A 13871-nucleotide genomic window follows, 5' to 3' on the forward strand; every position below is an offset into this window, starting at 1 on the left:
CGCAAGACAAGCGCGTTGGGCTGGGCAGGACGGCCGGCCGCCGTGCTCCTGCTGTGCGCCCTGCCGTTCTACCTGGACGCGTTCTGGCTGCGGATCGGCCTGTTCGCCATGGCGGCGGCCGTCGGCGCGATCGGCCTCGGCCTGCTCACCGGAACCACCGGCCAGCTCTCCCTCGGGCACGCCTTCTTCCTCGCGGTGGGCGCCTACGGCTACGTGTGGCTCGCCGGGGAGCCGGGTCCCGGACTGCCGACCGGGGTCGCCGCCGTGCTGGCCGTCCTGCTCGCCGGCGTCGCGGGCGGACTGTTCAGCCCCGTCGCCGGCCGGGTCAAGGGCATCTACCTGGGTGTCGCCACCCTCGCCCTGGTCTTCCTCGGCCACCACCTGCTGCTCACCGCAGACTCCGTCACCGGCGGCTTCAACGGCCGTTCCGTGCCGCCCCTTCACCTCGGCGGCTTCGGCTTCACCGCCGACGATCCGTCGCTGGTGGTGCTGGGCGTGCCCTTCGGCGGCGAGGAACGCCTGTGGTACCTGAGCCTGGCCGTGTTCGCGTTCGCCCTGTTCACCGCGCGCGGCCTGCTGCGCGGACGGCCCGGACGCGCGCTGGTCGCCCTGCGCGACAGCGAGACGGCGGCCGCCGTGCTGGGCGTCAACGTGGCCCGCTACCGCTCCTCCGCGTTCGTCGTGTCCTCGATGTACGCGGGCCTCGCGGGAGTCCTCCTGGCGCTCGCCTTCCGCCGCGTCGTGCCGGACTACTTCTCGCTCGCCCTGTCCGTGGACTACCTCGCCATGATCGTCATCGGCGGCCTGGGATCCGTGACGGGCGCCGCCGTCGGCGCCCTGTTCGTCACCGCCCTCCCGCTGCTGATGACCCGCTACGCCGACCAGCTCCCCTGGGTGACCCCACCGGGCTCCACCGAGGGCACGGTCGGCCCCACCGAGGCGGCCCGCTACCTCTACGGCACCGCCATCGTCGTGATCCTGCTGTACGCACCCGACGGCCTGCACGGTTTCACGGGCCGGCTGCGCGCCCGCCTGCGCCGCCGGCCGACCGCCCCGCCGCCGCCCTCCGGCGGCAGTCCCGCCACCCGTTCCCCCGCGTCCTCCGCCCGAGCCAAGGAGCCCACCCCGTGAACGCCACGCACCGCAGAAACCGCACCACCCGGACAGTCGCCGCGGCGGCCCTGACGGCCCTGCTGGCCACGGGCACCGCGTGCAGTTCCAAGGCGGAGAGCAAGAGCTCCGACGAGGGCGCGGGCGGCATCAAGTCAGGGCCCGGGGTCACGGACACCACCATCAGCCTGGGCGCCCTGACCGACCTGTCGGGTCCGTACGCCACCCTCGGCAAGAGCATCGTGCAGGCCCAGAAGATGTGGGCCGACGCGGTCAACGCCAAGGGCGGCATCTGCGACCGCAAGGTCCGGATCGTCGTGAAGGACCACGGGTACGACGTCCAGCGCGCCGTCACCTCGTACGCCGACATCTCCCCGGACGTCCTCGCGCTCTCCCAGGTCATCGGCTCGCCCATGGTCGCGGCCCTGCTCGACGACGTCGAGCGGGACAAGATGCTCACCTTCCCGCAGGCGTGGGCGGCCTCCCTGCTCGGCAAGGACTCGGTCCAGGTCCTCGGCACCACGTACGACCTCGACATGATCACCGCCGTCGACTACCTGACCCGCACGAAGGGGCTGGCCAAGGGCGACAAGATCGGTCACGTGTACTTCGAGGGCGACTACGGCGAGAACGCCCTGGAGGGCTCCACGTACGCGGCGAAGAAGGCGGGCCTGACCGTCGTCGGCCAGAAGATCAAGGCGACCGACACCGACCTCACCGCGCAGGTCTCCGCGCTGCGCAAGGCCGGCGTCAAGGCGGTCCTGATCAGTGCCGGGCCCGCGCAGACGGCCTCCCTGGTGGGCGTCGCGGCGTCCGTCGGGCTCAAGGTGCCGGTCGTCAGCAGCGCGCCCGGGTTCGCCCCGCAGCTCCTGAAGACACCGGCCGCGCCCGCGCTGGTCGCGATGCTCAGCGTGGTCAGCGCCGCCCCGGCCGTCAGTTCGGACCTGCCCGGGGTCAAGGCCATGGTCGCCTCCTACCAGAAGAAGTACCCGGGGCAGTCCGTCGACTCCGGTGTGCTGTCCGGGTACAACGCGGCCGAGGTGATGGGCGCGGACCTGAAGAAGGCGTGCGAGAACGGCGACCTGACGCGCGCGGGTCTGGTCAAGGCCCACCGTTCGCAGACGAAGCTCGACAACGGGCTCGGCACGCCGCAGAACTTCTCCGACGTCTCCAGCCCCGCGAGCGACGAGACCTACGTGCTGCACCCCGACATGAAGGCGGTCGGCGGTCTGGTGCAGGTCGAGGACGCCCACGAGGCGGCGACCGTCGCGGAGTACCTGAAGACGCGCTCCTGATCGGTCGTCGGGGGCCGCGGTCCGTGCGCCGGACCGCGGCCCCCGACGTTCCCGCGACGGGGCCCTCGCCGCCGAAGCGATGCGAACTCGGCGGAACCGTGGCGGCGCGAGAGAACCCAACCTAAGCTGTACTCCCTGTAACGGCAGTGCAGTTGGCGTGCGACGACGCTGGGGGAACGATGCAAACGGGTAAGCAACTGTCCACGTCGATCGACGCGACGGTTCCGACCGCCGCGCGTATGTACGACCACTATCTCGGCGGCAAGGACAACTACGCGGCGGACCGCGGGGCCTGCGAGGAACTCGACAAGGTCGTCCCGAGCACCCGGGTGCTCGCCGTCAACAACCGCCGTTTCCTCCAGCGGGTGGTGCGTGTCCTCGCCGAGGACCACGGCATACGGCAGTTCCTCGACCACGGCAGCGGCCTGCCCACCCAGGACAACGTGCACCAGGTCGCGCAGCGCATCGACCCCGAAACCCACGTCGTCTACGTCGACAACGACCCCATGGTGCTGGTCCACGGCCGGGCCCTGCTGGAGCAGGACGAGCGCACCGCGGTCATCCACGCGGACATGCGGGAGACCGACGCGATCTTCGAACACCCGGACACGAAGCGCCTCATCGACTTCTCGAAGCCCGTGGCGGTGCTCTTCAACTCGGTGATGCACTGCATTCCGGACAGTGACACCGACGGCCCGCTCGACGTGGCCCGCCGGGTCGCCGCCCGGCTCGCTCCGGGCAGCTGCATGGTCATGTGCCAGCTCGTCAGCGAGGACCCCGAGGTCCGCGAGTTCGTCACCGGCTTCATGGACCAGGTGACCCAGGGCCACTGGGGCCGTGTCCGCCGGCAGGAGGACGTCGCCGAGTGGTTCGAGGGGCTGGAGATCCTGGAGCCGGGCCTGGTCGAAGTGTCCACGTGGCGACCCGACACCGAGGTGGCGCCCCGCCAACTCACGCACGAGTGGATCGAGTTCGGCGGCGTGGCGCGCGTCCCGTAGGCGACGGGCTCCCGTGGCCGACGGGCGCCCGGTCGCGTTCCGGTCAGGACGCCGGGTAGCGGCTCTCCATCGTCGCGCGCAGCAACTCCAGGGTGGCGCGCGGCTGGAGGGCGTCGTCGGCGAGACGGTCGAGTGCCAGGCGGTACTCCTCCGTCTCGTCCCGGTCCTCCAGGAAGTTCGCGCTCCTGATGTGCTCCAGGTAGACGACGTCCGGCAGGTCCAGGCCGCCGAACCGCAGGTACGTGACGGGTATCGCCGGTGCCGACGCGTTCGTGACGTCGAGCGGCACGATCTGGACGGTCACGTGGGGGCGCTGGGCCATCTCGATCAGGTGGGCGAGCTGTGCGCGCATCACCTCGGGGCCGCCGAGGACGCGCAGCAGCGCCGACTCGTCGATGACCGCCCACAGCCGCGGGGCGTCCGGCCTGTCCAGCAACTGCGTGCGGTGGGTGCGCAGTTCGACCCTGCGGCGCACCTCGGACGCGGGCGCCGAGGGCAGGCCGCGCTCCACGACGGCGCGTGCGTAGGCCGGCGTCTGGAGCAGTCCGGGGACGTACTGGATCTCGAAGGTACGGATGGCGGTGGCGGCCTCCTGGAGTCCGACCAGACGGTCGAACCACTCGGGCATCAGCCGCTTGTCGTAGCGCTGCCACCAGCCCGGCTCGCCCGCCCGGTGCAGCAGCTTGACCAGGACGGACGCCTCGTACTCGTCGGTCCCGTACAGGTCGAGCAGCGCGCGGACGTCGCCCTCGGTCGGGGGCCTGCGGCCCTTGCCCGACTCGATGCGCGACAGCTTCGCCGCGCTGAACCCGAGGGCGCGGGCGGCCTGGTCCTGGGCGAGCCCCGCGTCCTCCCGGAAACCGGTCAGCTGGACGCCGACCAGCATTTTCAGCAGTGTGGGCGCGGGCTCGGGGCGTTCCAGGTACGGTTCGAGCCTGGAGACGCGCGACGACTCGGCAGACATCCTGACTCCCCGTGGACCGGCAGAACAGACTGCCAAACTATCCCACCGGACGGGGACTTCGGGCATCCGTCCGAAGAAGTGGGGAGCCGACTTCCGCTTCGGCCCCCGTGCGGTGCCTCCCCGTCCCCCTCCGACCCCGAAGTCCCCGCGGCGGGCGGTCCGTTCAGAGCAGGTGGTCGAACTCGCCGTCCTTCGCGCCGGCCACGAAGGCCGCCACCTCGGCGGGTGTGTAGACGAGCGCGGGACCGTCGGGGTCACGGGAGTTGCGCACGGCTATGCCGCCGCCGGCCAGTGTCGCCACCTCGACGCAGTTGCCCTCCGCGTTGCTGTGCCGGCTCTTGACCCAGCGGACGTCCAACGAGCTCGCCCGCACGCCGTTCTGTACTGGTGGCACCACCGTCTCCTTGCTGTTCACGTTCCCCGTCACGCACCGGACGGGTTCCTCCGGGCGGCGACCGGTCTCACGCCGAGCCGATACTGGCCGAAAACAACTCGCGCAATTTCCCGTGCAATTGCACGCCGACGCCTTCAGCGTGGATAATAGTCCCGGCGTCAACCCCTACGTTGGCGGCCGTAGTTGACGTCGATCCAGGGGGCCTCGCGTCCCCGCCCGCGCACCGAGAACTCCGGGCGCCGCACGACCGCGCAGCCCGGAACGAGGCCGGCCCGCCCGGCCCCCAGTCCCCACTGACACGACCGCAGCGGAAGGGCCCCACGCCATGCGCACCGCTTCGCCGGACCAGCCGAGCACCGAGCCCACAGCCGGTGGCTCCTCGCCCACGGGGGTGGCGAGGAGCGCACCGCTCAAGGCGCTGGGGCAGGTGAAGTGGCATCTGATCAAGGACTCGACCGGTTCGGCCGCGGGCATACCGCACCTGCTCGACCGCGTCGCCCGGGGCGACGCCGAGACCGCGGGCGAGGCCCTGGAGGATCTGCGCAGGCGGATCTGCCAGTACAACTTCGTGGTCGAGCAGGCCACGGCCGCCACCGTCCCGTTCCTGTGGGAGCTGGCCCAGAGCCCGCACGTGTCCTGCCGCGCGGGGATCATCCACCTGCTGAAGAACATCGCCGACGCCAGACAGTGGGAGAACACGGCCGCCGTCTACCCGAAACTGCTCAACCACCGTGAGAACCACGTCGTGTGGGAGCGCGCCGCCCGCCAGGCCGTGCGCGCCCGCCGGGCCGACCTGGACCGGCTGCTCGCGGAGGAGGACGGCGAGATCAGCCGCGCCACCGCCGAACTCGCCCGTGCCCTGGGCGAATGAGCTGCCCGTCGCGGGCGCCCGCCGGCCCGCGACACCTCTGAACTCCCCGTAGTACCTGCGCGCGCCCGCGCGGCCCGAAACGGCCGGAGCCCGCGCCGCGCCCCGGGATCATTGCGGGGACGACGGCAACACCACGCTGGGGGGCGGGTGCTGCCGTCCCGAGGGGCCGCCCGGACCACCGTGTCCGGGCGGCCCCTTCGTGCGTCCGGCGCGTCCGGCGGCGGGCGGTACCGGTCTTCCCGTACACGCGTATGGCCACGCTACATAGGTGCGTGATACAAACGCCGGTGTGAGCGAGGAGAGCGACAACTACCCAGCGGTGGCAGCCCTGTTGGACGGCATGGGCATCCTCGCGGTGCGGCACCTGAGCACCCGCGAGATCAGCATCACCGCGGCCGCCACCCTGGGCAGACTGGCCCGTACCGGTCCCACCCGGCTGACCGGGCTGGCCGCCGCCGAGGGCGTGTCCCAGCCGTCGATGACCCAGCTCGTCCAACGCCTGTCCCGGCAGGGCCTGGTGAGCAGGACCGCCGACCGCGACGACGGCCGCGCGGTGCTGGTCTGCATCACCGACGCCGGGCGCACCGTGCTCGCGGAACGCCAACGAGCCAGGATCTCCCGGCTCGACGCGCTGCTCGCGACCCTCACCGAGGAGGACCGCGAGGTGCTCGCCGACGTCGCCCGCACCGCCACTCCCGTGCTGCACCGCCTCGTGGAGAACGCGCTGCGCGCCGAACACCTCGGCGAACCGCCCACCGTCTGACCCGACCCAGTACGCCGACAGGAGCTCCGCGTGTCCCGGCAACAGACATCCCCTCACCCGTTCCGGCAGCCCAGGGCCGTCTGGGCGGTGGCGTTCGCCTGCGTGATCTCGTTCATGGGTATCGGCCTGGTCGACCCGATCCTGCCGTCCCTCGCCAGCAGCCTGCACGCCACGCCCAGCCAGGTCTCCCTGCTGTTCACCAGCTACCTGGTGGTCACCGCGGTCGCCATGCTGGGCACCGGGTGGGTTTCCAGCCGAATCGGGGCCAAGCGCACCCTGGTCACCGGCCTCGTGATCATCGTCGTGTTCAGCGCGCTCGCGGGATCCTCCGGCAGCCTCGACGGCATCGTCGGGTTCCGGGCCGGCTGGGGCCTCGGCAACGCGCTGTTCATCGCCACCTCGCTGGCCGTCATCGTCGGCTCGGCGAGCGGCGGCTTCGCCGGCGCGATCATCCTCTACGAGACGGCACTCGGCATCGGCATCGCCATCGGCCCGCTGCTCGGCGGCGAACTGGGCGGCATCAGCTGGCGCGGCCCCTTCCTCGGCGTCTCCGTCCTCATGGCCATCGCCCTGGCGGCCACAGTCTTCCTGGTGGAGCCGACGCCCAAACCCGAACGCCGTGCCTCCGTCCTCGACCCGCTGAAGGCGCTGCGCCACCGCGGTCTGCTGACCATGGGCCTCACCGCGCTGCTCTACAACTGGGGCTTCTTCACCGTCCTCGGCTACGCGCCCTACCCGATGAACCTCGACACCCACAAGCTCGGCTACGTCTTCACCGGCTGGGGCGTGCTCGTCGCCCTGTTCTCGGTGTTCGGCGCACCCTGGCTCCAGGCGCGGCTGGGCATAGCCAAGGCCCTCTACCTCAACCTCACCCTCTTCGCGCTGGACGTGCTCGCCATCGCGATCTGGACGGACCACCGCGCCACCCTGATCGTCTGCGTCATCGTGGCGGGCGCGTTCATCGGCATCAACAACACCATCACCACCCAGGCCGTGATGACGGTGTCCCCGGTCGAACGGCCCACCGCGTCGGCCGCCTACGGCTTCGTCCGCTTCATCGGCGGCGGTCTCGCCCCCTACGTCGCGGGCAGGATCGCCGAACACTCCGGCCTGCACGCCCCGTTCTACGTCGGCGCCGCCGCGGTCGCCGCGGGCATCGTGGTCCTGTCGACGGGCCACTCGCTGCTCGCCCGCGCCGAGGAGACCCAGCGGGACGAGGCCGCCGGGCCGCCGCCGGCCAACGAGAAGCTCTCCGACCTCGAACAGCAGGCGCTCGCCGAGGACATGGGCTCGGCGACCTGAGTCCTCCGGCGTGCCGGTCCCACAACAGGTCCTCAGTACACGCCAGTTGACCGGCCCCGCCGGTCACCCGCCCGTACCGCGGTCCCCGCCGCGGTACGGGCGTCGCGCCGTCCGGGCCCGTCGGGGCGGGGGAGGGGGGCTTGTGCCCCACGGGTGCCCCGGGATAGGAAATCGCTTGCCCGAGACGTGGCACCCGGGGAGGAGAGCACCGCCGATGGCGCTGCCGGAGAGACCGCTCGACCACCACTACCGGGGCGAACACCCGGTCCGCACACTGGCCTACCTGTTGCGCTCCGACCGGCGCCGACTGACGTTCGCCGTGCTGGTGTTCACCGTCAAGCACAGCCCGATCTGGCTGCTGCCGCTGATCACCGCGTCCATCGTCGACACCGTCGTGCAGCACCGGCCGCTGAGCCGGCTGTGGACGAGCACCGGGTTCATCCTGATCGTCCTCGCCGTCAACTACCCGCTGCACTTGCTCTACGTCCGGCTCCTGTACGGCAGCGTCCGCCGTATGGGCACCTCCCTGCGGTCCGCGCTGTGCACCCGCATGCAGCAGCTCTCCATCGGCTACCACTCCCGGGTCAGCGCGGGCGTGCTCCAGGCCAAGGTCGTGCGCGACGTCGAGACCGTCGAGCAGATGGTGCAGCAGACCGCCGAGACCGGCCTCGGCGCGATCACCGTGCTGCTCGGCGGACTCGTCGTCATCGCCGTGCGCACACCGGAGTTCGTGCCCGTCTTCCTCGTCGTCGTGCCGGCCGTCACGCTCGTCGTCGCCCGGCTCCGGGCCCGGCTCCGCGTGCACAACGAGGACTTCCGGCACGAGGTCGAGACCCTGTCGACCCGGGTCACCGAGATGACCCGGCTCATCCCCGTCACCCGCGCGCACGGCCTGGAGGGCAAGGCGCTGCGCCGCATGGACGGCACACTCCGCCGGCTGCTCACCTCCGGCATGCGGCTCGACCTGCTCAACGGCCGCTTCGGTTCGATCGCCTGGGTCGTGCTCAACGCCGTCGGCGTGCTCGTCCTCGCGGGCGCCGCCCTCGCCTCGTACCACGGACTGTGGGGCGTGACGCCCGGCGACGTCGTCATGCTCAGCGCGTTCCTCACCACGCTCACCAACTCCACGACCACGCTGGCCAGTCTGGCGCCGGTCATCACCAGGGGCCTGGAGTCGGTGCGCTCGGTCGGCGAGGTGCTCCAGGCGCCCGAACTGGAGGACAACGAAAACAAGGCCGAACTCACGTCACTGCGCGGCGAGTTGACCTTCGACGCCGTTGGGCACAGCTACGACGGGGACAGCGGCCGGGCCGCCGTGCGGGACTTCTCCCTGTCGGTCGCGCCGGGGGAGACCGTCGCGCTCGTCGGCCCCTCCGGGGCGGGCAAGTCCACCGTCCTCAGCCTCGTGATCGGGTTCATCCGCCCCACCGCCGGCCGCCTCCTGCTCGACGGGCAGGACATGGGCACCCTCGACCTGCGCACCTACCGGCGCTTCGTGTCCGTGGTGCCGCAGGAGCCGATCCTCTTCGACGGCACGGTCCGCGAGAACGTCGCCTACGGCATGGACGAGGCCGACGACGACACCGTGCGCGCGGCCCTGCGCGACGCCAACGCCCTGGAGTTCGTGGACCGGTTGCCGCACGGCGCGGACACCCTCGTCGGCGAGCACGGCGCCCGGCTCTCCGGCGGCCAGAAGCAGCGCATCGTCATCGCCCGCGCCCTCATCCGGGACCCCCGGGTGCTGATCCTGGACGAGGCGACCTCCGCCCTGGACACCCACTCCGAGGCGCTGGTGCAACAGGCCCTGGTCCGCCTGCTGCGCGGCCGGACCACCCTCGTGGTGGCGCACCGGCTGTCCACCGTGCGCGGCGCGGACCGGATCGTGGTGCTGGAGGAGGGCCGGATCCGCGAGACCGGCACCCACGACGAACTGCTGCGCCGCGGCGGCGCGTACACCGCGCTGCACGGCGGACAGGTCGCCTGACCGGCCCCGTCGCACAGGTATTGCGGGAACATGAAAATTTTTCCGGGACGTTGACCAAAAAATCCCCGGCGTCCCATGCTGCTCCCCATGCACACACAGGAAGGTCCGCTGAGCCGTCTGCGCCGTGACCACGAGGAGCTGGTCCTCGGGCTGCTGCGCAGACACGGACCGCAGAGCCGCGCCGAACTCGGCCAGCGGGTCGGCCTGTCGCGGACCACGCTGTACGACATCGTCGGAGACCTGGTGGCCAGCGGCGCCGTCATCGGCGAACAGGCCAACCCCGAACCGCGCAGACGCGGCCGGCCCGTCGAGCGGCTGCGGCTGAACCCGGCGACCGGGCAGGCCGTCGGCATCGACTTCGCCCGCCGTGCCGTGCACGTGGCCGCCGCCAACGTGGCGCACGAGATCATCGGTTCGGCCGGCCACGCCCACGGCCCCGACCTGTCGTGGTCCGAACGGGTCGGCCTCGCGGTCCGGCTGGCGCGCTCGCTGGGCGGCCCCGGCTTCGGCCTCGACGCCCTCGGGGTGGTCGGCGCGATCGGTGTCGGCCTGGTCGGCCCGGTGCCCGACGCGGTCCGGCGCGACGCGGGGGAGGCCGAGAGACTGGTCGCCGAGGCGTTCGGGGCCCCCGTCCTCGTGGACAACAACACGCGTCTGGCCGCCCTGTCCGAGTGCACCTGGGGCGCGGCGGCCGGCTGCCCCGACGTCCTCTACCTGCGCCTGTCGCACGGTGTCGGCGGCGGCCTGGTCATCGACGGCGCCCTGCACCGGGGCGCGGCCGGCCTGTCCGGCGAGTTCGGGCACATCACCGCCGTGCCGGACGGCGCCCCCTGCGTGTGCGGGGGCCGCGGCTGCCTGGAGACGGTGGCGTCCGTCGGCGCGGTCCTCGCCGCGCACCGGGCGGCCGGCGGCGCGGCGCGCACCCTGCCCGCCCTCCTGGCGGCCGTCCGCGACGGCGACCCGTCCGCCCGCGCCGTGCTCGCCGGGGCGGGCCGGCACGTCGGCGCCGTACTGGCCGCCGTGTGCACGGCCGTCGGCCCCGAGGTGGTCGTCCTCGGCGGTGAACTGGCCGAGGCGGGCGAGGCGTTGCTCGTCCCCGTCCGCGAGGCACTCGACGCCCGCATGATGCCCGCCGCCCGCCCCGGCGTCGTCGTCCGCACGGCCGCGCTCGGCGAGGTGGCCGGAGCCCTCGGTGGCATCGCGCTCGCCCTGCACGAGTCGCCGCTGCTCAACCGCGCCGTGCTGGCGGCACAGCCCGCGGCCCGGCGGGGCGCCGCCGCCCCGCGCGCGACCGTCGCGTCCCCGCGGACACAGCCGCCGGCCCGGCAGCCCGCGCGGACCGCGAGTCCCGCCCGCACCGCGGGCCCGGCACGAACGAGAGGTGAGGGCGCGTGAGCGTCTTTGACGTACACGAGAAGTCCGCCCCGCCCAAGGAGGCGCCCGGGAGCCCGGCGCGCCGCAAGCGGTCCGGCGACCCCGGCCGGCCCCGGCCGCGGGTCCCCGCCCTGCTGCTCAACCTGGTCGCGGTCGCGGCGGGCGTCGGCACCTGGGCGCTGCTCGCCCACCTCGGCGTGTCCGGCCTGCCCGGACCGCTGTCGGTGGCCCGGAAGTTCGGCGATCTCGCCTCCGACGGCACCCTCGGCGACGACGTGCTGGCGAGCCTGCGCCGCGTCGTGACCGGCTTCGTGCTGGGCACCCTGGTCGCGGTCCCCGTCGGGTTCCTGATGGGCTGGTACCCGGCGGTGCGCGCGCTCGCCGAGCCGTACGTGCAGTTCTTCCGCACGATCCCGCCGCTCGCGCTGCTGCCGCTCGTGATCGTGCTGCTGGGCATCGGCGAGACCCCCAAGATCGCCGTGATCTTCCTGGCCGCGTTCCTGTCCTGCGTGGTCGCGGCCTTCCAGGGCGTGATCTCCGTGGACCGCACGCTGATCGACGCGGCCCGGGTGCTCGGCGCCAAGGACCGGCAGATCTTCCTGCGGGTCGTGGTGCCCGCGGCCTCCCCGTTCATCATGGTCGGCATGCGGATCGGCCTCGGCGCGTCCTGGTCCACCCTGGTCGCGGCCGAACTCATCGCCGCCGACCAGGGGTTGGGCTACCGCATGCAGCACGCCCAGCTCTACTACGACCTGCCCACCATCTTCGTCGGGCTGATCAGCATCGGCGTGCTCGGCCTGCTCATGGACCGCCTGCTGCTGATCGCCGAACGCCGCGTCACCCGCTGGCAGGAGCGCCGGTGACCGCCCGCCGGACGGCCCCCGTCCCCACCGGTCCCGCGCAGCGCGCGCACCGCCCCGTTCCCACAGAGAGGAGGGTCCGCCCGTGACCGCCAAGATCTCCTTCCGCGAGGTGACCAAGACCTTCCCGCTCGGCGGCTCCGAGCTGACCGCCCTCGACACGGTCTCCCTCGACATCGCCGACGAGGAGTTCGTCACCGTCGTCGGCCCCTCCGGCTGCGGCAAGTCCACCCTGCTCAACCTGGCGGCCGGGCTCACCCGGCCCTCGGGCGGCGAGGTCCTCGTCGACGGCGCCCCGGTCACCGGACCCGGACCCGAACGCGGCGTGATCTTCCAGCAGTACGCCCTGTTCCCCTGGCTCACGGTGCGCGGCAACGTCGAGTTCGGGCTGCGCCTCGCCCATGTTCCGCGCGCCGAGCGGCGGGCCCGCGCCGAGGAGGCCATCGGCCTCGTCGGACTCGGCGACTTCGCCGACGTGCTGCCCAAGGCGCTGTCGGGCGGCATGAAGCAGCGCTGCGCCATCGCCCGCGCCTACGCCGCCGACCCGCACGTCCTGCTGATGGACGAGCCGTTCGGCGCCCTCGACGCGCTGACCCGCGTCCAGCTCCAGGACCAGCTCCTCGCCACCTGGAGCGAGCGCCGCCGCACCGTCCTGTTCATCACCCACGACGTCGACGAGGCCGTGTACCTCGGCAACCGTGTCGTCGTGATGGCCGCCCGCCCCGGCCGCGTCGACCGCGTCGTCGAGGTGGACCTGCCCCGCCCGCGCACCGAAGAGGTGCGCCTGTCACCGGAGTTCGCCCGCATCCGCAACGAGGTCTGGCACGCCGTCTACCACCAGGGTCCGGCCGCCTCGCCCCGCTGAGAGGACCGCGTTCCCCGCCCGCACCGGTTGCCCGTTCGTTCCCTTCCGCACGCCCACTCTCCCGAAGGACAGCTTCGCCATGCGCTCCTACCGGCCCGCCCTCCCGGCCCTCGCCGCCGCCGTCGTCCTCTCGTTGTCCCTCGGCGCCTGCTCCGGCGGCGACTCGGACGACGCTGCCGACGGCACGAAGACCACCACCGTGCGCTTCGGCTACATCGCCGACTACAACGGCTCGTCCCTGCTCGCGATCGCCGACCAGGAGGGGCTGTGGAAGAAGGCCCATCTCAAGGCCGACTACAAGACGTTCACCAACGGGCCGCTCCAGATCCAGGCACTGGGCACCAACGACCTCGACTTCGGCTACATCGGTCCGGGCGCGGTCTGGCTGCCCGCCTCCGGCAAGGCGAAGATCGTGGCGATCGACACCCTCACCTACGCGGACCGGGTCATCGCCCAGCCCGGCATCACGTCCATCAAGGACCTCAAGGGCAAGAAGGTCGGTGTCCCCGAGGGCACGTCGGGCGAGATGGTCCTCAACCTCGCGCTTCAGAAGGCGGGGATGACGGAGAAGGACATCAAGAAGGTGCCGCTGGACGCCACCACGATGGTCTCCGCCTTCGTCTCCGGGAAGATCGACGCGGCCGGGTTCTGGTACCCGGCGATCGACACCATCAAGAAGCAGAAGCCCGACACCGTCGAGCTGGCCTCCACCGAGGACTTCACCGGCAAGGCGTTCCCGACCGCGTTCGTCGCCGGCCAGAAGACCGGCAGCGCCCTGAGCGCGAAGGTCGTCAAGGTCCTCCAGGAGGCCAACGACTACCGCCAGGAGCACCCCGACGAGTCCATCAAGGCGGCCGCCAAGCTGCTCAAGGTCGACGAGTCGCAGGTCAAGGCGGACGCCTCGCACGTCAAGACGATGTCCACCGCCGACCTCGCGGCCAAGACGAAGGACGGCACCGTCGACGGCTGGCTGAAGGACCTGGAGGACTTCTTCGTCTCCACGGGCCAGCTCCCCTCCGCCAAGGACCCCGAGACCTTCTACGAGGGCGACCTCTACACGAAGGCCCAGGCCAAGTGAGCAACCTGCTGTT

At 72.1% G+C, this 13871-nt stretch carries 13 protein-coding genes; 11 read left to right on the forward strand and 2 right to left on the reverse strand.

Annotation, left to right across the window (positions count from 1 at the left end):
- Window positions 1–15 precede the first annotated feature (15 nt).
- The 3 genes from ACFZA0_RS27825 (at window position 16) to ACFZA0_RS27835 (ending at window position 3403) form a co-directional block, all read left to right on the forward strand.
- Window positions 16–1131, forward strand: coding sequence for a branched-chain amino acid ABC transporter permease (locus ACFZA0_RS27825; protein ID WP_391022318.1), 1116 nt, complete (start codon window positions 16–18; stop codon window positions 1129–1131).
- On the forward strand, window positions 1128–2405 hold the full coding sequence (locus tag ACFZA0_RS27830; RefSeq protein ID WP_391021930.1) for an ABC transporter substrate-binding protein: 1278 nt from the start codon (window positions 1128–1130) through the stop codon (window positions 2403–2405). The genes ACFZA0_RS27825 and ACFZA0_RS27830 overlap by 4 nt, the downstream gene beginning before the upstream one ends.
- Before the next feature lie 179 nt (window positions 2406–2584).
- Entirely contained in the window at window positions 2585–3403 is an 819-nt protein-coding gene (locus ACFZA0_RS27835; protein WP_391021932.1) for an SAM-dependent methyltransferase, read from the forward strand.
- Between the two features lie 43 nt (window positions 3404–3446).
- Here ACFZA0_RS27835 and ACFZA0_RS27840 read toward each other — a convergent pair whose 3' ends face one another.
- On the reverse strand, window positions 3447–4367 hold the full coding sequence (locus tag ACFZA0_RS27840; RefSeq protein WP_391021934.1) for a Scr1 family TA system antitoxin-like transcriptional regulator: 921 nt from the start codon (window positions 4365–4367) through the stop codon (window positions 3447–3449).
- A gap of 163 nt (window positions 4368–4530) precedes the next feature.
- Window positions 4531–4761 (reverse strand): DUF397 domain-containing protein, encoded by a 231-nt coding sequence (locus tag ACFZA0_RS27845; RefSeq protein ID WP_391022320.1) that lies wholly within the window; start codon window positions 4759–4761, stop codon window positions 4531–4533.
- A 325-nt stretch (window positions 4762–5086) separates the two neighbouring features.
- On the opposite strand from ACFZA0_RS27845, the gene ACFZA0_RS27850 reads away from it, so the two are divergent.
- From ACFZA0_RS27850 to ACFZA0_RS27885, 8 genes are all read left to right on the forward strand, one after another.
- Window positions 5087–5632, forward strand: coding sequence for a hypothetical protein (locus ACFZA0_RS27850; protein WP_391021936.1), 546 nt, complete (start codon window positions 5087–5089; stop codon window positions 5630–5632).
- 289 nt (window positions 5633–5921) lie between these two features.
- Window positions 5922–6395 (forward strand): MarR family transcriptional regulator, encoded by a 474-nt coding sequence (locus ACFZA0_RS27855; RefSeq protein WP_391021938.1) that lies wholly within the window; start codon window positions 5922–5924, stop codon window positions 6393–6395.
- Between the two features lie 30 nt (window positions 6396–6425).
- On the forward strand, window positions 6426–7697 hold the full coding sequence (locus ACFZA0_RS27860; protein WP_391021940.1) for an MFS transporter: 1272 nt from the start codon (window positions 6426–6428) through the stop codon (window positions 7695–7697).
- A gap of 214 nt (window positions 7698–7911) precedes the next feature.
- Window positions 7912–9681, forward strand: coding sequence for an ATP-binding cassette domain-containing protein (locus ACFZA0_RS27865; protein ID WP_391021942.1), 1770 nt, complete (start codon window positions 7912–7914; stop codon window positions 9679–9681).
- Between the two features lie 75 nt (window positions 9682–9756).
- Entirely contained in the window at window positions 9757–11076 is a 1320-nt protein-coding gene (locus ACFZA0_RS27870) for an ROK family protein (RefSeq protein ID WP_391021944.1), read from the forward strand.
- Complete coding sequence (locus ACFZA0_RS27875; RefSeq protein ID WP_391021945.1) at window positions 11073–11918, forward strand: ABC transporter permease subunit; 846 nt, start codon at window positions 11073–11075, stop codon at window positions 11916–11918. The genes ACFZA0_RS27870 and ACFZA0_RS27875 overlap by 4 nt, the downstream gene beginning before the upstream one ends.
- A gap of 82 nt (window positions 11919–12000) precedes the next feature.
- Window positions 12001–12780 carry an ATP-binding cassette domain-containing protein gene (locus tag ACFZA0_RS27880; protein ID WP_391021947.1) on the forward strand — a complete coding sequence of 260 codons (780 nt, stop codon included), beginning with the start codon at window positions 12001–12003 and terminating at the stop codon, window positions 12778–12780.
- 79 nt (window positions 12781–12859) lie between these two features.
- Entirely contained in the window at window positions 12860–13858 is a 999-nt protein-coding gene (locus ACFZA0_RS27885; RefSeq protein WP_391021949.1) for an aliphatic sulfonate ABC transporter substrate-binding protein, read from the forward strand.
- Window positions 13859–13871 lie beyond the last annotated feature (13 nt).

It is taken from the genome of Streptomyces sp. NPDC008150 (assembly GCF_042956945.1).
Classification (GTDB): domain Bacteria; phylum Actinomycetota; class Actinomycetes; order Streptomycetales; family Streptomycetaceae; genus Streptomyces.